Annotated in this window: 22 protein-coding genes; 12 read left to right on the forward strand and 10 right to left on the reverse strand. The window is 44.2% G+C overall.

Annotated features, from left to right (window positions below):
- Position 1: 1 nt before the first annotated feature.
- Genes moaE through C3Y98_RS06135 form a run of 3 tightly spaced genes read right to left on the reverse strand, consistent with a single transcriptional unit; the run spans position 2 to position 2,086 of the window.
- Entirely contained in the window at positions 2–460 is a 459-nt protein-coding gene (gene moaE, locus C3Y98_RS06125) for a molybdopterin synthase catalytic subunit MoaE (RefSeq protein ID WP_135277257.1), read from the reverse strand.
- Positions 461–491: 31 nt separating this feature from the next.
- Positions 492–749 (reverse strand): molybdopterin converting factor subunit 1, encoded by a 258-nt coding sequence (gene moaD / locus C3Y98_RS06130; protein WP_135277259.1) that lies wholly within the window; start codon positions 747–749, stop codon positions 492–494.
- A 17-nt stretch (positions 750–766) separates the two neighbouring features.
- Positions 767–2,086, reverse strand: a complete 1,320-nt coding sequence (locus C3Y98_RS06135) for a DNA recombination protein RmuC (protein WP_135277261.1) — start codon at positions 2,084–2,086, stop codon at positions 767–769.
- Positions 2,087–2,275: 189 nt separating this feature from the next.
- On the opposite strand from C3Y98_RS06135, the gene C3Y98_RS06140 reads away from it, so the two are divergent.
- The 4 genes from C3Y98_RS06140 (at position 2,276) to ppk2 (ending at position 6,831) form a co-directional block, all read left to right on the forward strand.
- The gene (locus C3Y98_RS06140; protein ID WP_135277263.1) at positions 2,276–3,967 is read left to right on the forward strand and encodes a CHASE2 domain-containing protein; all 1,692 of its coding nucleotides are present in this window, start codon (positions 2,276–2,278) and stop codon (positions 3,965–3,967) included.
- The gene (locus tag C3Y98_RS06145) at positions 3,964–4,482 is read left to right on the forward strand and encodes an SH3 domain-containing protein (protein WP_209308756.1); all 519 of its coding nucleotides are present in this window, start codon (positions 3,964–3,966) and stop codon (positions 4,480–4,482) included. Before C3Y98_RS06140 ends, C3Y98_RS06145 begins: the two co-directional genes overlap by 4 nt.
- Positions 4,479–5,435 carry a M48 family metallopeptidase gene (locus C3Y98_RS06150; RefSeq protein ID WP_135277265.1) on the forward strand — a complete coding sequence of 319 codons (957 nt, stop codon included), beginning with the start codon at positions 4,479–4,481 and terminating at the stop codon, positions 5,433–5,435. The genes C3Y98_RS06145 and C3Y98_RS06150 overlap by 4 nt, the downstream gene beginning before the upstream one ends.
- 220 nt (positions 5,436–5,655) lie before the next feature.
- Positions 5,656–6,831, forward strand: a complete 1,176-nt coding sequence (gene ppk2, locus C3Y98_RS06155) for a polyphosphate kinase 2 (protein ID WP_135277267.1) — start codon at positions 5,656–5,658, stop codon at positions 6,829–6,831.
- Between the two features lie 103 nt (positions 6,832–6,934).
- On the opposite strand, the gene C3Y98_RS06160 is transcribed toward ppk2, so the two are convergent.
- From C3Y98_RS06160 to C3Y98_RS06180, 5 genes are all read right to left on the reverse strand, one after another.
- A complete protein-coding gene (locus tag C3Y98_RS06160) occupies positions 6,935–7,978 on the reverse strand; it encodes an AI-2E family transporter (RefSeq protein ID WP_135277269.1) in 1,044 nt (347 codons plus the stop codon).
- A 57-nt stretch (positions 7,979–8,035) separates the two neighbouring features.
- On the reverse strand, positions 8,036–8,608 hold the full coding sequence (locus C3Y98_RS06165; protein WP_135277271.1) for an IMPACT family protein: 573 nt from the start codon (positions 8,606–8,608) through the stop codon (positions 8,036–8,038).
- A complete protein-coding gene (locus tag C3Y98_RS06170; protein ID WP_135277273.1) occupies positions 8,609–10,063 on the reverse strand; it encodes a helicase HerA-like domain-containing protein in 1,455 nt (484 codons plus the stop codon). It lies immediately after the preceding gene.
- An 82-nt stretch (positions 10,064–10,145) separates the two neighbouring features.
- The gene (locus C3Y98_RS06175) at positions 10,146–10,589 is read right to left on the reverse strand and encodes a DUF302 domain-containing protein (RefSeq protein WP_245234340.1); all 444 of its coding nucleotides are present in this window, start codon (positions 10,587–10,589) and stop codon (positions 10,146–10,148) included.
- Positions 10,590–10,759: 170 nt separating this feature from the next.
- Positions 10,760–11,686, reverse strand: coding sequence for a CysB family HTH-type transcriptional regulator (locus C3Y98_RS06180; RefSeq protein WP_135277275.1), 927 nt, complete (start codon positions 11,684–11,686; stop codon positions 10,760–10,762).
- 189 nt (positions 11,687–11,875) lie between these two features.
- Between C3Y98_RS06180 and C3Y98_RS06185 the strand changes: the two genes are divergently transcribed.
- The 8 genes from C3Y98_RS06185 to C3Y98_RS06220 all read left to right on the forward strand — a co-directional run bounded on the left by C3Y98_RS06185 (position 11,876) and on the right by C3Y98_RS06220 (position 19,180).
- On the forward strand, positions 11,876–12,670 hold the full coding sequence (locus C3Y98_RS06185) for a sulfite exporter TauE/SafE family protein (RefSeq protein WP_135277277.1): 795 nt from the start codon (positions 11,876–11,878) through the stop codon (positions 12,668–12,670).
- A 31-nt stretch (positions 12,671–12,701) separates the two neighbouring features.
- A complete protein-coding gene (locus C3Y98_RS06190) occupies positions 12,702–14,369 on the forward strand; it encodes a nitrite/sulfite reductase (protein WP_135277279.1) in 1,668 nt (555 codons plus the stop codon).
- Positions 14,366–14,983, forward strand: coding sequence for a DUF934 domain-containing protein (locus C3Y98_RS06195; protein ID WP_135277280.1), 618 nt, complete (start codon positions 14,366–14,368; stop codon positions 14,981–14,983). Before C3Y98_RS06190 ends, C3Y98_RS06195 begins: the two co-directional genes overlap by 4 nt.
- Positions 14,984–15,763: a phosphoadenylyl-sulfate reductase gene (locus C3Y98_RS06200; RefSeq protein ID WP_135277282.1), complete on the forward strand. Its 780-nt coding sequence runs from the start codon at positions 14,984–14,986 to the stop codon at positions 15,761–15,763.
- 70 nt (positions 15,764–15,833) lie between these two features.
- Positions 15,834–16,766, forward strand: a complete 933-nt coding sequence (cysD, locus tag C3Y98_RS06205; protein ID WP_135277284.1) for a sulfate adenylyltransferase subunit CysD — start codon at positions 15,834–15,836, stop codon at positions 16,764–16,766.
- A gap of 104 nt (positions 16,767–16,870) precedes the next feature.
- A complete protein-coding gene (locus C3Y98_RS06210) occupies positions 16,871–18,148 on the forward strand; it encodes a sulfate adenylyltransferase subunit 1 (protein ID WP_135277286.1) in 1,278 nt (425 codons plus the stop codon).
- A 114-nt stretch (positions 18,149–18,262) separates the two neighbouring features.
- A complete protein-coding gene (gene fdxA, locus C3Y98_RS06215; protein ID WP_135277288.1) occupies positions 18,263–18,586 on the forward strand; it encodes a ferredoxin FdxA in 324 nt (107 codons plus the stop codon).
- Positions 18,587–18,679: 93 nt separating this feature from the next.
- On the forward strand, positions 18,680–19,180 hold the full coding sequence (locus C3Y98_RS06220; protein WP_135277289.1) for a M48 family metallopeptidase: 501 nt from the start codon (positions 18,680–18,682) through the stop codon (positions 19,178–19,180).
- A 40-nt stretch (positions 19,181–19,220) separates the two neighbouring features.
- Here C3Y98_RS06220 and C3Y98_RS06225 read toward each other — a convergent pair whose 3' ends face one another.
- Together C3Y98_RS06225 and C3Y98_RS06230 are read right to left on the reverse strand one after the other, a co-directional pair.
- Complete coding sequence (locus tag C3Y98_RS06225; protein ID WP_135277291.1) at positions 19,221–20,687, reverse strand: SPFH domain-containing protein; 1,467 nt, start codon at positions 20,685–20,687, stop codon at positions 19,221–19,223.
- A 51-nt stretch (positions 20,688–20,738) separates the two neighbouring features.
- The gene (locus C3Y98_RS06230; RefSeq protein ID WP_135277293.1) at positions 20,739–21,920 is read right to left on the reverse strand and encodes a multidrug effflux MFS transporter; all 1,182 of its coding nucleotides are present in this window, start codon (positions 21,918–21,920) and stop codon (positions 20,739–20,741) included.
- Between the last annotated feature and the right edge of the window lie 105 nt (positions 21,921–22,025).

Genomic DNA, 22,025 nt, shown 5'->3' on the forward strand with positions numbered 1-22,025 from the left:
ATTATTTTTCTATACTCCAACGATCACGCGCCGTATCATCTGCTGATTTTGCCTCTACCCAGTGTTCGCCTGCTGAGTTTGCTTCTTTTTTCCAGAATGGCGCTTCTGTTTTAAGATAATCCATCACAAATTCACAGGCAGAGAACGCATCACCACGATGCGCACTCGTCACGATGACCAGCACGATTTGATCGCTAGGTTGTAGCGTGCCAACACGATGCACAATCAAAGCGTCCATGATATTCCAGCGGCTTTTTGCCTGCTGAATAATAGCTGCCAGCGACTTTTCCGTCATACCAGGATAATACTCAAGCGTTAGCTGTGAAACCGTATCGCCATCGTTTAAGTCGCGCACCAAGCCAACAAAGCTCACCACTGCACCAATGTCTTTGCGTGCCTGACGCAATTGGTTGATCTCAACACCGATATCAAAATCTGCTGTTTGCACTCTTACTGTCATAGTTTTACCGCATCACTGTCAAGCAAACGCATTAACCACCTGTCACCGGTGGGAAAAATGCTACTTCATCGCCATCATTAATGACGGCCTTGTCATCCACAAGCTCATGATTAATGGCTGCACGCACTTTCAGTTTACCCATCAGCATTTGCCCCCAAACATCGCCACGTTTAGCGAGCACGGATTTCAGCTTTAAAATAGTCAGCACATCATCGGGCAACTCTAAATCTTCTGTAGAGTATTTAAGCGTTTCTTTCAATCTTGCAAAATAAAATAATTTAATTTTCATTGGGTTACTTAGTTTAATTAATCTGTTTTATCATCAATAACATCTAGTAAATCTGGTGTGCTTTTCGCTAATTCTACACGTTCAATTTGCGCAAATCTTTGTGAAATTTTTTGGCTAGAAATATGCACATCCTGTGCATTTTCGTGTGCTTGACGGATATTGTCTGCCAGCTTTTTCATGCGCAGATCGAAGCGGCCAAAATCCTTACTGAGCTTGCCTAACTCCTCTTTAATCACATGCACCTGTTTACGTGTTTCTACATCTTTTAAGACAGCTCTCGCAGTATTTAGTACGGCCATTAAGGTCGTTGGAGAAACCACCCATACACGTTTATTCATGGCATAGGTAATCACATCAGCATGGTATGCATGCAACTCGGCAAATACCGCTTCTGCTGGAATAAACATGACAGCACCATCAGAAGTCACATTAGAAATAATGTACTTGGTCGCAATATCATCTACATGCTTTTTAACATCTAATTTAAATTGCTTTTCTGCAATCAGCTTCTCTGCTTCACTGAGTTTGTTATCCAACATGCGGTGGTAGTTTTCCAGCGGGAACTTACTATCTACTGCCACCACGCCTGTAGGCTCAGGTAAGAACAACGCACAGTCGGCACGCGTACCATTTTCAAAAGTATGCTGCATTGCAAATGAGTTCACGGGCAACACATTACGGACCAAGGCCTCCAACTGCACTTCACCGAAAGCACCGCGCGAACGTTTATCTCCCAGCAACTCCTGTAAGCTCACCACATTGGTGGTTAAACCATCAATTTTCTTTTGCGCTTCATCAATCGTGGCCAAGCGCGCCATTACATCCATAAAGGTTTGGTTGGTCTTTTTAAACCCTTCATCCAAACGCTCAGAAACCTTACCGCCGATAAGCTCTAATCGCCCATCCACTGATTTGGTTAACGCCTCGATACTTGCCGTCAATTGCAAAGTAGCATTGCGCATGGTTGATTGAATCAGTTCCTGCTCTGCTTTACCCTGCTCGGCTAATGTCGTGTGCAGCTTCTCCAGTACGGTTTCACGTGTTTGAGACAAGCTATTGTTCTGCGCCAGTTGCAAAGCCTGCATCGCATCTCGCGTTGCTTGCAACTCAGTTGCCACACTAGCGCGCAAACGCTCACTGGTTTCATTGGTTGCACTGCTCAGCCTGTCGCCAAGTTTGTTTAGACCATCGTTAAAATCCAGCAACATGGCACGATGCTTTTCTTCAAGCTGCTGCAATATAAGCGTGTTGTGATCAACCTTGCTTGCTCGCCACATCTGCAATAGAAATAACAAAAGAATAGCAAAGGCAATAATTAATATGATGATTTGTAACATATGCTAAATTATACCCGATGCTTGTTTAGCATCTGTATAAATTCACGGCTTTAACGTAGATTACAACTTAAACTTACTGCATATGACTCTGCATGCAAACGGCTATCTTCAAAAAAATTAAAAAGAGCGTTTTTAAAATACCTAGGATTATGCCAAACTTAACTTATTACCACTCACGTTAGGCTTATCGTGCTTAAACTCAAATTACTGCTAAACCAGCAACTAGCCAATATTACGCGCAGGCTGCATAACAACTTTTACTTGTATTTGAGTGCACTGCTCACCGTATTGGTTTTATTGGACGCCAGCTTGTTTCATGTGGGTGAAAACATGCGTGACCGCGCGTTTGACATGATGGTAAAAAACCGCATCATGGTACCCAAGCCAGACTCGGATATTGTCATTGTAGACATCAACGAAGCCTCATTAAGTGCGATGTCTGCCGAGTATGGCCGTTGGCCTTGGCCTAGACAAGTGCTTGGTGAGTTCTTAGAAAATATCGAAGCTCAGCAACCTAAGGCTGTCGTGTTTGATATTTTGTTTAGTGACCCGGACATTTACAATCCAGACAGTGATGCCTATTTTAACGAGGTGATTGCAAGCACAAAAAACACATTTTTCCCCATGCTGCGCTTGGCGGAAGCAAGTGATCATTTAAGCCAAATCACGCCAAATATGATTCCTGGTATTAAGCGTACTGGGGCAGACCAAGAAGGTACAGCTCAACCAATAGCCATCGTGCTGCCGCATTTAGAGGCTGCACTCAACTCAGGACATTTAGGAACACACAACATTTATCCAGATAAAGACGGTATCGTGCGCGAATACAGACTCTGGCATGATGAAAGTGGCTGGATACTGCCATCTTTACCACTGGCGGTAGCTAGCTTCACTAAAGAAAATTCAGAAACTTTGCCGCAAAATATGCTGATTAACTGGCGTGGCAAACCATTTACTTACCAATTTGTCACGTTTAGTGATGTTTATGCCGATATGGCAAGTAAAGTAAAAAAACGCCCGGCGAATGAGTTTAAAGACAAAATAGTGATTATCGGCTCTACCGCACCATCGCTATTTGACCTAAAAGCCACTGCCATGGCAAAAGCTCACCCAGGAGTGGAAATACTGGCAACGGCTATTGATAACGTTAAACATGATGATTACTTAAAAGTATGGCGCGGGAAAACACCCTATATCCTCATGAGCTTAACGCTCATTTGGCTAACTGCACTGGCCTTTTTCCGCAATGTAGACCGCGATAAAGTCACTAGAGTGTTCAGTAGCAGCCAGATCATATTGATTACACTGTCTTACCTGGCGATTAACTTTACCAACACCTACCTCGACTTAACCGGCCCGATTACATGGGCAGTGCTGTACTTCAGTGTGGCTAAGATATATGCGTTGGCTAACGATAGAGCAATGCAACGCTTGCTGGCCAATGATGTGGAGTCAGGCAAAAAAGGGGCGGCTATCTTACTCATGCCGATATTATTTGAAACACGAGAACCATTAAGCGACAGCCTGCTCAAAAAATTACAGTACAAAATTGAGCAGTGCCTCCAGCACCGCGCTACTGTGGAAATTTTAAAAGGGACGCAAAGTGGCATATGGGGGCTATTTAGCGACATGATTATCGTCAGCTGGGCTTATGCGCATGACAACGACACAGAGGCAAGCCAAGCCGTGCAGGATGCAACAAAACTTGGTGCGCAGCTGAATCAACTAGTGCAAGGGACAGGTATTCCAGAGGACACGACAGCGCGTTATACCCTGCATAACGGCACATTAAACACAGAAAAACCTATGGCAAACCAGTGGCGCGGTTTGTTTGCTCAAGCCATTATCAAGTTAGATATTTTAGAAGGTGGAACTCAATGAAACATTACTTAAAACACGTACTCATTCTGAGTAGTCTAGTGCCCTTGCTTTATGCGGGCGTGAGCGCAGCTGCCGAAAAAGGCAGTGCGCTCAAGAATGACAGCTTACGCAGTGAGCCATTCGCAGATGCTAAAGTAACCGGCAGCTTTACACGTGGTGAGAATTTAGAAATCATCAAGAAACAAGGCGCATGGCTGCAAGTAAAGGCTGCAAAAGGCTCCGGCTGGGTACGTTTACTTTCAGTGAAACGCGGCGCAGCCAGTACTAGCAACCAAGCAGCTGGAGTGCTTGCTGTTGCTAGTGGCAGAGCAGGCACTGGGCAAGTGATATCCACCACCGGTGTTCGAGGCCTGAGCGAGCAAGAGTTAAAAGCAGCCAAATTTAATGAAGAAGAAGTTAAAACATTAGAAGGCTATACATTAAGTGCAGATAAAGGCCGCGCCTTCGCCAAAGCGGGCAAATTAAACAGCATTGCATTTAAGAACTTAAAAGAAGCGAAAGGCGGCACACAATGAAGGCTAACCTAAGAATGATCAGTATCACATCTGCCCACAAACGCCGCCTAATCTCCATACTACTTGCCTCAGCACTTGGACTGGCAAGCCTGCAAAGCACCGCCTTTGATTTCAAAGGTGCGCTAAAAGACGCGGTGGAGAAAGAAATTGGCCAAAAATCGGATAGCCCAGCCGCTCCGTCCGAGGCGACTAGCAGCTCGGAAAGTGCAAAAGCTAACAGCACAACAGCCAGCTCAGAAGCAGCTTTTAACTGGAAAAACCCGAGCACTACAGAAGAAATCAGCCTTGGGCGCGAAATTGCCGGCAACTTGCTTGGCGCAGCGCCCTTAGTCAAAGACGCCGCATTACAAAAATATGTTAATTCAGTTGGTCGCTGGGTTGCCTCACAATCTGAGCGCCCTGAGTTGCCTTGGCGTTTTGGGGTGATTGAGAGTGAAGACTTAAATGCGTTTGCCGCGCCAGGTGGCTATATCATGTTGACCAAGGGCTTATATCGCAAGCTTCAAAATGAAGCGCAGCTCGCCGGTGTTTTAGGGCATGAGATTGCTCACGTTGTTAAAAAGCACCAGCTCAAAGTGCTGCAAAAACAACAACTGCTGAGCATGGGCGCAGGATTATTAAGTGACAAATACGCAAAAGACAATGCACTCATTAGCAAAGCAATTGGTAGCGGTGCGGAAATCAGTGCACGTAGTCTAGATAAATCAGCCGAATATGAGGCAGACCGTTTAGGCTTAAGTTATGCCACACGTGCCGGATACGAACCCTATGGATTAGCTGAGGTATTGCAAACACTAGGACAATCCAGCAGTAGCGATGCCAACGTTGCCTTACTGTTCAAAACCCACCCTCACCCAGATGAAAGACTCACCGCATTAAGTGAATCTGTGGGCTCACAGCTAGACAAAATAACTGGTAAAACACTGGAAAATAGATTCTATGTACTGAAGTAATAGGTAACGTATTGAGGTAAACAATGGCAATGCACTCTCTAAGCATTTTTCTTGTTACATGTTAAGCGTGGCTAATACACCAATAAAACAAGTGAAATTTAGTGGTGCATCACCGCTTTGTTTGATCCTGCTCAAACAAAGCGGTAATTGTTGATTTAGCTGTTTGACATCTCAATGCGCAAGGATAAAAATGTCCTTATAAATTGCAGGAGATTGTGCTATGGCTACGAAACAAAAAGAGAGTAAACCTAGTCTCGCTTTAAAACAAACAGTCACCAAGCCCACTAGCAACACCTCAAAAAAACGTAAAATATCCTCAGGTGATACTTCGCCAGACACTACCGCGAGCGGAGTTGAGAACTTTACAGTGAGTGAAAAAATCGCTGCAGCACAAGGCTCAAAACTCGAGGCAGTGCAGGATATTATTCAACGCATTTCTCGCAACGACTTATCAACGTTACCTGAGGCACTGCACACCATACTCAAAGGCGCATCCCCTGATGATGCCGCAGCGCTGAGTAAAGCGCTCACGGTGATTAAAGAATCTAAAACCATCAATTCACGATTACGTAATGATCAAGCATTGGCTAAAGACTGGCGTGATGGTGGCTACCCCTATCAAAACCTGCTCTCACGCAAGTCTTACGAGAAGCAAAAGTATCACTTACAGGTAGAGTTACTAAAGCTACAGGCTTGGGTAAAAGAAACCGGTCAACGTGTGGTCATTTTATTTGAGGGGCGAGATGCCGCTGGCAAAGGCGGCACCATCAGACGCTTTATGGAACATCTTAATCCACGTGGTGCACGTGTAGTGGCACTTGAAAAACCAAGCGAAGTCGAACGTGGGCAATGGTATTTCCAAAGGTATGTTTCACAATTGCCAACCGCTGGTGAGATCGTACTGTTTGACCGCTCATGGTACAACCGCGCCGGTGTGGAACGCGTCATGGGCTTTTGTAACAATGACGAGTATCTTGAGTTTATGCGTCAAGCACCGGATTTTGAGCGTAATCTCACAAGATGTGGCATCCATGTCATTAAGTTCTGGTTCTCCGTAAGCCGCTCAGAACAACGCAGACGTTTTAAAGAGCGTGAGTTGCACCCTCTCAAGCAATGGAAACTTAGCCCGATTGATTTAGCTTCGCTCGACAAATGGGATGAATATACCAAGGCCAAAGAAGCGATGTTCTTTCATACAGACACCGCCGACTCACCTTGGACTGTCATCAAGTCTGATTGTAAAAAACGGGCACGCCTCAACGCGATGCGTTATGTCTTACACAAACTGCCCTACACCAATAAAGATATAGACGCAATTGGCAACCTAGACCTATTATTGGTTGGTCGCGCACATATTGTGTATGAACGTGGTGAGCATAATCATATTATCCTTTAGCGATACGTTGAATTAGCTAAAGAATAATATGATTGGGGATTTAAGGCTAGAAGGCGCATATCAAGTGCTACTCTTAACGGTGAGACGGTAGCCTGAGTGTACGTTATATCAAATCACGTACACGCAACTCAGCTTTGATATAGGCATAATAGATAGGTGCCGCCACAATGCCGATCAAGCCAAACGCAGCCTCCATGCATAACATGGCAATCAGCAACTCCCATGCGTTGGCACGGATTTGGCCGCCGACAATGCGCGCATTTAAAAAATACTCAAATTTATGAATAATCACTAAATAGAGTAAAGAGCCCAGCGCCACAGCGAGGGTTTGGCTCAAACTCACCACGACAATCACCGCATTTGAAATAAGATTGCCAATCACCGGAATCAAGCCCACCACAAAGGTAATTGCAATCATGGTTTTCACCAGCGGCAAATGAATACCCATCACCGGCAACACCACCGCCAGATAGATTGCAGTAAAAAAGGTATTAATAGCAGAGATGCGAATTTGTGCAAAAACCACGCGTTTGAATGCATCGCTTAACAATGCACAGCGCATATAGAGCGCCCCGGCAAACGGTTTAAAATGCTCAACCGTCACGGCCTCTCGCAGCGCCAGCATGCCACCTACAATCATGCCAATCAATATGTGTGCAGTAACACGTCCAGCCTCTTTACCGACCACTTGCAACTCGCCGGCATGGGTACGTAACCATGTAGTTAACATTTCTTTAAATGTCAGCGCATCCGCTGGCAAATGGGTTAATAGCCAGCTTGGCAATATTTTTCTTGAGTCTTCTAAAATTTGCGCCATTCTGGCTAAAAGCACAGTTAGGCTACCCGCGTCTGAGCGTAAAAATGCCGTTAAACCAGCACCGGCGAGTGAGAGCAAACTCACGATGAAAAACACCAAAATGCCTACCGCCCAAATCTTAGAGTAATTACTCGGGCGCTTACTAGGAAATCTACGTGAGATATAAGGGGTAATCATGTGCACTAGCTGATATACCAGCAAACCAGCTAACAGCGCGGGCAGCAAGCTAAACTTAAGCACAAAAAATAACGCAAACCCAGTGATTAGCCAAGCTGCAATGTCATATCCTGTTGCTTTGGCAACCAGTGATTCCTGTGTAATCTTAGCCATATCCACCTTAAATCAAACACTTAAATACACCGGTTTAGAAAAGTAACCAGTTGTTTATTAATAGTTCTTAATCGAAAACCTATTAACGAAATCAGTAACATCAGCTGCCGGAAGTGAAACTATCAAATCAATATGCTCATTAAAAGCCTTATCTAAGATGCCACCATTACATTTTGATAGCGCTTTTGTTACATAATCCATTTGATTATAGGCGATGGTAAGCCTCACGTTCTTCATTTCCACATAATCAGCCACCTTAGTTGCATCCAGTGCCAGTTTTGCTGTGCCTCCATACGCACGTGCCAAACCACCTGTCCCCAGATTAATGCCACCGTAATATCTTATAACACCAACACAGGCATTAATCAGATTGCGCCCTTCTAACAGCTTTAACACCGGCATTCCAGCAGTGCCGGATGGTTCACCGGCATCTGAAAAGCGCTGCACTATTCCGTCTTCAGTCTTCAATCTGAACGCGTAGGCCAAGTGATGCGCAGTCGGATGTTTAGCCGCGAAAGCACGTAAAGCTGCACCCACTTCTCGTTCAGAGGTACAAGATACCGCCATGGCAATAAAACGTGACTTAGTAATGGTCTGCTCAGCAAACCCTGTATCTATTAATATTTGCAACTACTTACGCCCACCCAGAATGCTACCTAAAATACCACGAATGATTTGCCTACCCAACTGTGAGCCTATAGCGCGTGCTGCGCTTTTAGCCGCGGCTTCTAATATACTATCACCACGACTGGCTGGCTCTTTCCTACCTGAAGCTGCCGTTGCATCATCTTCGTCACCAGCAAGTGGCGTAACTTGTGCTTTCAATATCTCATAAGCAGACTCACGATCCACTTGTTTTTCATAAACATTATTCAGGATAGAAGTGCGAATCGATTCGGCACGCTCAGCATCTGTGGCAGGGCCAACCCGGCTACCTGGTGGGCAAACAAAGGCACGCTCGACCGGTGTCGGAATCCCCTTTTCATCCAAAAATGAAACAAGCGCCTCCCCTACTCCCAGCTCAGTAATCACACTTTCCACATCCAGCTTAGGGTTGACTCTAAAAGTCGTTGCGGCAGATTTCACTGCCTTTTGATCCCTTGGCGTAAAGGCACGTAATGCGTGCTGCACACGATTACCTAATTGCCCCAATACTGCATCCGGGATATCGAGCGGGTTTTGGCTCACAAAATACACACCCACCCCTTTAGAGCGAATCAAGCGAACGACTTGCTCGATTTTTTCCAGTAACACGGCTGGCGCATCATTAAACAGCAAATGTGCTTCATCGAAAAAGAATACTAGCTTAGGTTTATCTAAATCTCCGGCCTCCGGAAGCTTCTCAAACAATTCAGATAGTAGCCACAATAGCAAAGTCGCGTAAATACGTGGTGAGTTAAATAACTTGTCACTCATCAAGATATTAACGACACCACGACCTTGCTCATCAGTCTGCATCAAGTCATCTAAGTTAAGTGCAGGCTCACCAAACAGCATATCAGCCCCTTGTGTTTCAAGCTGTAACAATGCACGTTGCACCGCACCCACACTTGCCGCAGAAATGTTACCGTACTCCGCCTGATACTGCGCTGAATTCTCAGAAGCGTGCTGCATCATTGCGCGCAAGTCCTTCAAGTCGAGCAGTAACCAGCCTTTATCATCGGCAATTTTAAACACAGCGTTGAGCACACCGGCCTGCACATCGTTCAAATTCAGCAAACGTGACAGTAGTAAAGGCCCCATTTCCGCAATAGTGGTGCGAACAGGGTGTCCTTTTTCACCAAACATATCCCAAAATGTAACTGGGCACTTAGCATAACTAAAATCAGAAAGCGCGAGTTGTTGTACTCTAGCTTCAACTCTGGGATTAGCCCCGCCTTGCTGGGACATACCTGATAAATCGCCTTTCACATCGGCCATAAACACCGGCACACCATTTTTTGAAAAGCCCTCTGCCAACGTCTGTAGCGTGACTGTTTTACCTGTACCCGTTGCGCCGGCAATCAAGCCATGACGATTCGCCATACGTGGCAGGATGACACTGGAAATTTCATTATTTTTTGCAATTAAAATGGGGTTAGCCATGAAGTGATTACCTAAATTTTAGTAATAAACGTTAATAAATTGGAGGAGCAATGACTGGCTTGCGTTAGAAGCCAGGTAGTTTTTAAAAGTCACCTTTACGCGCTTTATCCATAATTTCAAGCAACTTGGTTTCTAACTCCTGCGCAGATTTTTTTGCTCGCTCAGTTGGATGCTTAATGCTTTTTAAATCAAAAGTTGGACGATCCATCGCGATATAAAGCTGAGGCTTGTTATTCCCATCACGCTTCTCATAAATCGCCACTCTGCATGGCGCAAATACTAAAAACTCAGGGTGATCTAAAATAATCTCCGTACCCATACTCAAGTTGCAAAATGAGCGTACTTCCTTGATGCCTTGTGAATCAACACCGCGCAACTTCATATGCTCACCAATCGGAAAGTTGGCAGGGTTCACAAAGTTTATCCCCTCTGAAATACTCTTTAAGCTTTCCACCAGATCCTGATAACTCACGTTAGCATTAACCGGCAATTCATAAATAGCGCTGGATGGATCGATTGCTGGCATTCCTGGTCGCACTTGGCCGATCAGGGCGTTATCTTTGAGCGCCAAGTTCGGCTGCTTAAAACAACAAGAAACCATGCCTAAACTCAAGCTGATTAAAAACACAGCATAGTAACTGGTGTACAGGTTACGTCGGGCGCTTACTAATAGCATGGTGACCACCTAACTCTAAATTAATCTGCAATCTTGAGTGCCTGATTGACCGCGGCGCGATTAAAATGCGGTGCAATCAGTTCAATAAATCCATACATATATCCACGTAAAAATGCATCTTTACGCACGCCTAGGTAAGTCGTGCTGTCGGCAAATAAATGGTCAACGTCAATTTTCGCTAAATGCGTATCGCGGTCAGCGTCGTAAGCCATATTGGCGAGCAAGCCAACACCTAGGCCCAAAGTGACATAAGTCTTAATCACGTCAGCATCAATCGCCGTAAGCACGACATTGGGCGTTAATCCCGCATCAGAAAAAGTCTTAGACACTAGCGTACCACCAGTAAATGCAAAGTCATAGGTAATCAGCGGGTAATTCACTAGCTTTTCCAAAGTCAAAGGACCACCCTGCAACAAAGGATGGTCATGCGGCACGACAACGCATCGATTCCAGTGATAACAAGGTAAGCATAACAAGCTCTCACGCTCACTAATCGACTCAGTAGCAATCCCAATATCTGCCTCACCACTTTCCACTTGCTCAGCCACCTGGCTAGGATTACCTTGATGAATATTTAGCTTAACGCGCGGGTAATTAGTCATAAAGGCTTTAACTGCCGCAGGCAACTTGTAGCGCGCTTGCGTATGTGTGGTAGCAATCGTTAAAGTGCCAGTTTCCACATCACTAAATTCTTCACCTACACGCTTTATATTTTCAATATCGCGCATCACCTTATCAGCCAGCATCACAATCTGCTGACCAGGCACTGTCAAACCAGTTAACCGTTTACCATTGCGCTTAAATATCTGCAAACCAAGCTCTTCTTCAATCAACTGAATTTGCTTACTCACGCCGGGCTGTGATGTATACAAAGCATCGGCTGCACTGGTAATATTTAACCCCTGCTTCACCACTTCATGCAAATAACGTAACTGATGTAATTTCATTGGATTAGCTTCTTCTAAACAACCTAATTAACGAGATATTTCAAGCACACCGCTAACACTGTCAATGTGTAAAAATACGTACACCTTATATAACTAAACGATATATCCATAGAATAACATATTCTTAAAAAAAACGAGAACGCACTGTTATAGTACGCGCCTAAATTTAGTTGATAACGGATACTCCACATGGAATTTGGTTATGTAATCTCGGGCTTTGCCGTAGGTTTGCTTGTTGGCGTCACAGGTGTAGGTGGCGGTTCATTAATGACCCCCTTACTCGTTTTTTTATTCGGTTTCAAAGCAGCAGTTGCTGTAGGTACCGACTTGCTCTACGCAGCCATTACCAAAACTGGCGGTGTGTTTGTACATCACAATACGCATAAATCTGTTGATTGGCGAGTGGTAGCATGGATGTCGGCTGGCAGCTTACCTTCTGCGGTAATCACAATTTTTGTGATTAAACACCTTATCCAAATTGAAAAAGATATTTCAGGCATTATCACCCATACATTGGGGGTTGCACTCATTTTAACGGCGATAGCTTTAATAATCCGCAGCTATTTAACACGCAAAAAAATACGCGAAATTGAAGATAGTGTCATTAGTAGTGGTCGTTTTAATAAAATTCAGGTCCCAGCAACCATATTTACTGGCATAATACTGGGTGCGCTAGTTACAATTTCCTCAGTAGGTGCAGGTGCGCTTGGCACACTGGCGATACTCTTCCTTTATCCTAAGATGAGCACGCTCAAAGTAGTAGGTACTGATTTAGCGCATGCAATCCCGTTAACGGCGGTTGCTGGCTTCGGTCATTGGACGCTTGGACATGTCAACTTTGAACTGTTAGGCACATTACTCATCGGATCTCTGCCTGGAATATGGGTGGGTAGCCATTTGAGTGTAAAAATTCCAGAAAAAATACTACGCCTAATTTTAGCCACGCTACTACTTGTGATTGGTTTGAAATTCGTTTTAGTTTAATTTAAAAGTTAGTTTAAAAAGCACTATATATATGTATAAATATGATGAAATAGATCAACAAATTGTTGATGAACGCGTTGCCCAATATCGCGACCAGACTCGTCGCTACTTAGCTGGCGAGCTATCAGAAGATGAGTTCCGCCCGCTACGCCTTCAAAATGGCTTATATATCCAACGTCAGGCACCGATGCTCCGCATCGCCGTGCCTTATGGCATGTTATCTAGCGCACAATTGCGCAAACTTGGCGATATTTCAAAAAAATACGACAAAGGTTATGGTCACTTCAGCACACGTCAGAACTTGCAATTAAACTGGCCTAAGCTAGAAGATGTGCCTGAAATCCTAGCAGATTTAGCCACAGTGGAAATGCACGCCATTCAAACCTCAGGTAACTGCATCCGCAACATCACTACCGACCAGTTCGTAGGCGTTGCACCGGATGAAGTGATTGACCCACGCGCGATTGCTGAAATCATGCGCCAATGGAGCACGTTCCACCCTGAATTCGCTTTATTGCCACGTAAATTCAAAATTGCAGTTTCTGGTACTAAAAATGACCGCGCGCTAGTACAAGCCCACGACATTGGCTTAGAGTTTTACCGTGACAGCAACAACCAAGTAGCAATCAAGGTATGGGTTGGCGGTGGCTTAGGCCGCACACCAATCTTGGGTACAGTAATCCGCGAACATCTGGAATGGCAACATGCCCTTACCTATTGCGAAGCGATTATTCGTGTCTATAACTTACATGGCCGTCGTGACAATATCTACAAAGCACGTATCAAGATTTTAGTGAAGGCTTTGGGTATTGATGAATTCCGCAAACAAGTAGACGCGGAATGGGCACATATTAAAGATACAGAAAACACCATCAGCGAAGCTGAGTTAGCTCGCGTGGCGCAACACTTTGATGTGATGCCTTATGAAAACGTGCCAGCACATGACGCAGGTTTTGATGCGGCAGTTGCTAGCAACCCTGCGTTTGCCGCATGGGTTAAACGTTGCGTACATCCACACAAACAAACTGGCTATCGCGCAGTGACACTTTCACTCAAACCGCACGGCCAAGCACCTGGCGACATTAGCTCTGAGCAAATGTGGACTGTGGCTGACCTTGCTGACCAATACAGCTTTGGTGAGTTACGTTCATCTCATGAGCAAAACCTAATATTGGCTGATGTTAAATTAAGCGATTTATTTGCCTTGTGGGAAAAAGCACGTGCTAATGGTTTAGCAAGCCCTAACATCGGTTTGCTGACAGATATCATTTGCTGCCCAGGCGGTGACTTCTGCTCACTTGCTAACGCAAAGAGTATTCCTATCGCTAAAGCGATTCAAATGCAATTTGACAACCTTGACTACCTGCACGACATTGGTGAGATGGAACTGAATATTTCAGGTTGTATGAACGCCTGCGGCCACCACCATGTGGGTCACATTGGTATTCTCGGTGTAGATAAAGATGGCTCTGAGTGGTATCAAGTCACAATCGGTGGCAAACAAGGTAACGATGCCAGCATTGGTACTGTAATTGGGCCTTCATTCTCAGCTGATGAGATGCCTGGCGTCGTGCAAAAGTTAATTGAGGTTTACATTCAAGAACGTACACCTGAAGAAAGATTTATTGATACTGTGCGTCGCTTGGGCGTTGCCCCATTCAAAGCACATGTCTATGCAAAAAATGAGGTTGCAGCATGAGTAATTTAATCAAACTGAACAATGGCGTGGCTAGCGTGGTAGAAGATGACTGGACACTGGTTCAGTTGCCTGCCACACAAGTAGAAGAGCGCAAACAAGCTGGTAAAGTTGTTTTATTTAAACTGACCGGTGAGACTACCGTCACCGATGCTCAAATTGCAGATACGGCGATTCCAGCAACTGGAAAAATCATTCTGCCGTTAAGTGTATTTATCGCACGCAACGACGAAATTAAAGCTCGCATTGCGCAAGGTGAAGTCGGCGTCTGGTTAGCAACACATGAACTGCTAGAAAACCTGACGCAACATCAAGCTGACTTAAATGCACTGCCTATCATCGCGATTTTTGTAGAGCGCTTTGCAGATGGCCGTATTTTCTCATTAGGTAACTTGCTACGCACACGCTTTGGCTTTAAAAATGAATTACGTGCGTTTGGCGATGTGTTACGTGACCAACTGTACTTCTTGAAACGTAGTGGCTTTACTAGCTACTTAGTGCGTGCAGACCGCTCAGCACAAGAAGCGATTGCCAGCCTAAGTGACTTTACTAAACCATACCAAGGCGCGGTCGATGAGCCACGCCCTGTATTTAAGCGTTACAACAGAGGCGCATAAATGACTACGGATGTAGATTTAGGTCAGGTTGTAATGCTTAAACCTAGCGCGAACAACCCAGCGACTAGACCAACACTAACGGATGAATTGGTAGCAAGCGTTAATCAAAAAGCGGGCGAAGTGCTAGCACTATTAAGCAGTGCCGCAAACGAGTTTGGCGCGAATGAAGTCACCTTTGCCAATAGCTTTGGCGCAGAAGACATGGTGTTAACCGACATCATTCAACGCCAAAAAATCGCGATTGAGATTTTCTCGCTGGACACTGGCCGCCTGCCTGTTGAAACCTACGATTTAATTGCCAAAACAGAGCAAACTTACAATACCAAACTTAAAATCTTTTTCCCACAGTCTGACGCGGTAGAAAGTTATGTAAGAACCAATGGCATCAATGCATTCTATGAATCCATTGATTTACGCAAAGCCTGCTGCTTTATGCGTAAAGTAGAACCATTGCAACGTGCTTTAAAAGGCAAAAAAGCATGGGTAACCGGTATGCGTGCAGAGCAATCTACCACACGCGTCAACCTGCCCTTCCGTGAGTTTGATAGTGGCAACAAGCTAGAAAAATTTAACCCGCTTAGCAACTGGACGGAAAAAGAAGTATGGGCATACATCCGCATGTTTGATGTGCCATACAACAAACTGCATGACCAATTTTACCCAAGCATAGGCTGCGCCCCATGTACGCGCGCGATTGCGATGGGTGAAGATGTGCGGGCCGGCCGCTGGTGGTGGGAAGACCCCAACAGCAAAGAGTGCGGATTACACGTAAAGAAGTGATTTTATAAAATTCTGCTACGTATCCAGTATTAGCATTAAGTAGTAATTTTGATTTTTGAAACCTAAGAATATGACAACAACTAAACAACCCTTATCTCATTTAGACTGGCTAGAGTCTGAGGCCATTTACATTCTGCGCGAGGTCGCGGGGCAATGTAGCAACCCTGTACTATTATTCTCAGGTGGCAAAGATTCACTTTGTATTTTACGTTTAGCTGAAAAAGCATTCCGCCCTGGTAAATTCCCGTTTCCACTCATGCATATTGATACTGGTCACAACTATCAAGAAGTGCTGGATTTCCGTGACCAACGCGCAGCAGAATTAGGTGAGCGCCTGATTGTACGTTCAGTTGAAGACTCAATGAAACGCGGTACCGTGGTACTTAAATCACCTGATGAGCCACGCAATAAACACCAATCAGTCACATTACTTGAAGCAATTGAAGAGTTTGGCTTTGACTGCTGTATCGGTGGCGCACGCCGCGATGAAGAAAAAGCACGTGCCAAAGAACGTATCATGAGTTTCCGAGATGAGTTTGGCCAGTGGGATCCTAAAAATCAACGCCCTGAGTTATGGAACCTGTATAACGCTCGTTCACACAAAGGCGAAAACATCCGTGCCTTCCCTATTTCTAATTGGACAGAAATGGACGTATGGCAATACATCGAGCGTGAGAACTTAGGCTTGCCAAGCATCTACTTCTCGCACAAGCGCGACATTATTATGCGTGGCGGCGCGATGATGCCTGCAAACGTACCACTAGCTAACGGCGAGGTAATCAACCAACCTAAAGCAGGTGAAGAAGTCATTAATATGCAAGTTCGTTTTAGAACTGTAGGTGACATCACATGTACAGCACCAGTACTGTCTGATGCAGACAATGTGAGCAAAATTGTGATTGAAACGGCCACCACCACCATTACAGAACGTGGTGCTACCCGCTTAGATGACCAAACCTCAGATGCTTCAATGGAACAACGCAAAAAAGAGGGATATTTCTAAAAAATACTATCAAGATATGCCGATTAAATCGATTGCTAGACACTTTATGCAATCGCTTAATCAAACATCTTATCTAGCATTTTTGATATTTTGAAAATTTAATTATGACAAACACAACGCACAACGACTCACTATTACGCTTTATGACATGCGGCAGCGTAGATGACGGCAAAAGCACACTGATTGGCCGCTTGCTATACGATACCAAAACCATCTTGGCTGATACGCTGACACAAATTTCAAACACCTCTAAAAAACGGGGTATGGAAGCTGTGGACTTATCACTACTAACCGACGGCTTGCAGGCTGAACGTGAGCAAGGCATCACGATTGACGTTGCTTACCGCTACTTCAGTACTGGTACACGTAAATACATTATTGCCGATGCCCCAGGCCATGAGCAATACACACGTAACATGGTAACGGCAGCATCAACAGCAAACCTTGCGATTATTTTGATCGATGCACGTAGAGGCGTACTCACGCAAACACGTCGCCATAGCTATTTAGCGCATTTAGTAGGCATTCCACACATTGTGGTAGCGGTTAACAAAATGGACTTAGTGAACTATGACCAAGCTGTTTACGACAAAATCTGTGCCGATTATGCTGCCTTCGCGGCAGAAATTGGCTTAGCAGCCGCTAGAGACATTCGCTTTATTCCTATGTCTGCATTAAATGGCGACATGCTAGTAGACCGTTTAGAAAATATGCCTTGGTACACAGGCGAGACATTGATTGAAATGTTAGAAAAGGCACCAGCTGCGCATACAGAACAATCTGAAGCATTCCGCTTCCCAGTGCAATTTGTATGCCGCCCACACGCATCTGATGACCCTGAGTTACATGACTTCCGTGGATTTATGGGTCGTATTGAGTCAGGCGAAATTGCAGTTGGTGATGCAGTAACGGTACTGCCAAACGGCTACCAATCAAAAGTAAAAGCTATCCAGCTCGGGACAGACCAATTGCAATCAGCCTCTACAGAACAAAGTGTTACTTTGCTGTTAGAAGATGAAATCGACACTTCACGTGGTGATATGATTGTTAAAAGTGCTGAAGCGATTGAACCTGTAAAACAAGTAGAAGCATTTGTTTGCTGGCTGTCAGAAACACCGCTGTCCACTGCACGCACTTACATCATTCGTCACACCACGCGTGAATCTAAGGCTAAAGTAGGCACCATCAGCTATAAAGTAGATGTCAATACATTAGAACAACAAGCCACTAGCGACTTAAAAATGAATGACATTGCGCGCATTAGCTTCAAGCTGGCGCAACCACTGATGATAGATAGCTATAAAAATAATCGTGCTACCGGTGCTTTCATCATTATTGATGAATCTACCAATAACACTGTTGGCGCTGGCATGATTGTGTAGGTTATATAGTTACCATGTCTAGACACAGGTAACTATATAGAATTAGTCATCGCAAACTAATAGAATTTCTAATAAAATAACGTTTTAGCTTTTAAGCTGTAAAGGACTATAAAAATGACTTACGTCGTTACCGAAAACTGTATTCAATGTAAATTCACTGACTGCGTAGATGTTTGCCCAGTTGATTGCTTTGTAGAAGGCCCTAACTTCCTTGCAATTAACCCAGACGAGTGTATTGACTGCACACTATGCGTTGCAGAATGTCCAGCTGAAGCCATCTTTGCCGAGGATGATGTCCCTGCAGACCAGCAAGAGTATATTGCGTTGAACGCTCGCTTTGCACAAGTTTGGCCAGTGATTACTGCGCGTAAAGAAGCACTTCCAGATGCCGAAGCAATGAACGGCGTACCAGGTAAGCGTAATTTACTAGTTGAATAATCTAGTACGCGTCAAACACATAAAGGAGGCATATGCCTCCTTTTGTCTATGTGCTAGCGCCTGTTATACAAGCTTAAAGACTAAGCCGCTGTGATGACTAAACCGTTAAGATTTCTCCAACATTACTCACCTACCCTGCAAGATAAGATCAGACAATTGCAAGCGCAGGGCTTGCTTGGGGACTATATTACACAGCGCTATCCGCAACATCACACCATACAAACAGACAAAGCCCTGTATCAGTATAGCAATGAAATTAAGCAAACGTTTTTGCGGAATGCACCCCAGCTCGATAAAGTACATTACGATAACAAATTAGGCATAGAACACCATGCATTAGGCCTCAATACCGCAATCTCACGCGTACAAGGCGGCAAGCTCAAGGCTAAAAAAGAAATCCGAATCTCATCATTCTTTAAAGAGTCTCCCACAGAATTCTTACGCATGATTGTGGTTCATGAGTTGGCTCATTTAAAAGAGCGTGATCATGACAAGGCTTTTTACCAGCTTTGCCAGCATATGGAGCCTAACTACCACCAGCTAGAGTTCGATTGCCGCGTTTATTTAACGTGGAAAAGTGAAGCTAAGGCTTAAGCACCCAAAACAATGCTTTAACATTAGCTTCTCCCCTTTACTAGCTCTCTTTTTTATCTCTGCTAGCAGTTGAAGTAACTTTATCCATAATTGCTTTGCCTGTATCTGTTTGAACCAATGCCTCTAGCATTGCACCTAGCTGCGTACCACCATTTGAGCTAAATAAATCTGTAACATTATTTAGGCCCGCGTTAACACTTGCACCATTAGCAATCACTTTAACATTGGCTTTTTCTAATGCTTTGGCTTGCTCCACACCAACAGAACCCATCACCTCAACTTGCTTGAGCGAAACTAAATACTTTTGATAAGATTCATTATTACCAATTTTCTCTGCCAATGTAATCTCAGCTTCTACTGAAGCTAGTTGCATCAATTTCTCTGCATTTGCTTTTGCAGCACCCTCGGCATCAATGCCTTTAGCTTCAAAAGTCTTAGATTGGAAATTACCATCTGCAATCATGACAGTTGAGGCTTTTTCACCTTCTGCTTTAATGAGGGCTGATTGTTTTTGTGCCTCAGCATCAATCACCGTAGTTTGTTTTTTAGCTTCTGCATTAATTACAGTAGTTGCTTTCTCTTTCTCAGCCTCAACAATTTTGACTTGTTTATCAATTTCAGCCTGATTTACCTGAGCCACTTGAAGAATACTCATTTCCTTTTCCTTTGTGATTTTTTGTTGCTCAGCAATCACTTGTGTTGCTTGTTCATTGGCAATACCAACTTCACGTTCTTTCTCTGCCGTTCTTAGCCCAACCTGCTGCAAAGCCTCTTGTTTCTTCACATCTGTTTCACGCTGCGCCTCTATCTCTGCAATCTGTGCTTTTTTGTTGTTCTGAGCAACCTCGGTACGACTTTCCATCTCAATTTGAGATTTCTTTTTGTCCATTATGTTTTTAATGACATGCGAATCTTTCGCGTCGCGAATGTCCATAAGTTCAACACTCTTTACTGTACTAACACCCCAAGACTTCAGATTATCATCAACCTCTTTCGTGAATGCCTCACCAAATTTCGCACGGTCTTGCATAATTGATTCAATGCTATTTGTTGCCAAAATACTACGAATACATCCTTGAAGAATTGCATTTAACTGGCTACGCATCTCACTAAATGATGACACTCTTCTCGCAGCTATCTCACTATCACTAATGCGAAAAAATGCTTTTACATCAATAACGAACGGTAACCGCCCTTGGTCATAAGCTTCGTAATCAATAAGTTCTTCAGCAAACACAGATACAGGATATTTTGATACCAGCACACCAATTACAGGAATCCATGATGGAAACTCATAGTAAGTATTCCCATTTAAGCCTTTGGCACTAATCTGATCGTCTGTTTCTTTGGTACTACTTGATTCAATACCTACCCCATAAGAAATGGAGCGCTTGCCTGACTGTACAATATGTACTTCATTTGTGGGCACCACGCGACGTAATAGTACAATCCAAAAAGTGAACAGTGCTACAAGAATAACTAAAACAGAAACATAAATAACGTCCATAAATACCCCTTATTAAAATTTTTATTATTTACAGCCAATACAGACAAGATTTCATTTGAAAATCTTACTTTTAAATATCATAACCCAACTAACCATTAAATATACTGCCATAGCAATTGCCAGTCCTGAAGGTGCATACCAAACCAGAGGGACAACCAAGCCAGCGGATACTGTAGATAGCAACATTTGAATAAAGGCTTGCCCTGACGCTGCCGTACCACGAATTTTGGGGTGCCGGTCTAACGCTGCTAATGAAAGTATAGGCATCGCTAATGCCATGCCAATGTTAAATAGCGCGATTGGCACAATGTTGTAAATAACATTGGTAGGGAGATATAAGCAAACACCGATGTTAAGCAAGACCATTGCTGACATCCACACATACGCCAGCTTAATTACTTTGCTTTGTGCGTACCGGCCAGCAGCGCGTTTGGCCAGGTAAGAGCCCAACACCATGCCACAGACCGTGGGAATAAACATGTAAGAAAATTGATGCTCAGTTAGGCCTAAGTGTTTGACCAAAAACACAGGACTTGCTAGCACATAAAGAAAGAATCCAGCAAAGTTTGCACCAAGTGCAAACACTACATAATTAAATTCTTTATCACTAAAAATGACGCGATAGTCTTTAATAACCTGCTTCGCAGAGAGGGGTAAGCGCTTTTCTTTAGGCATGGTTTCAGGCAGATACTTCACTGCTGCCCAAAGGCTGAACGCGGCATATAACGCTAAAAAGATAAAGATAGCCTGCCAATGAATACCAAGTAGTAATCCACCGATGATAGGGGCAACTGCTGGCGCAATACCAAACAGCATTTGTACGGTTGCCATCACACGCTGGGCTTGTGGCCCTTCAAACAAATCACGCACCATCGCACGTGCCACCACATTGCCTGCACCACCAGATAAGCCTTGCAACGCACGGAAGAACCATAATGTTTCCACATTAGGCGCAAAAGCACAGCCAATAGAGGCTGCAACAAAAACGCCTAAGCCCCATTTAATCGTAGTGATACGACCAATAGAGTCCGATATCGCACCGTGCCATAACGTCATCAGTGCATATGGCAGCAAGTAAAATGTAAGGCTTTGCTGTAACTCTATTGAACTGCCTTGTAGCGCACGCTCTAGTGACGGAAATGCAGGTAGGTAAGTATCAATTGCAAATGGTGCAAGCGCAGCCAAGCTTGCAAGCACAAAAGACAATACCAATGGGGAGGATTGATGCTTCAAACTAAAACTTTCAATAAAAGATATTTACTGGCAATAAAAAAGCGCGCTACTGATTATTACAGTAGCGCGCTAGATTAAATCACAATAATGCTATTAATGCACCTT

It is taken from the genome of Methylotenera oryzisoli (genome assembly GCF_004661485.1).
GTDB lineage: Bacteria > Pseudomonadota > Gammaproteobacteria > Burkholderiales > Methylophilaceae > Methylotenera > Methylotenera oryzisoli.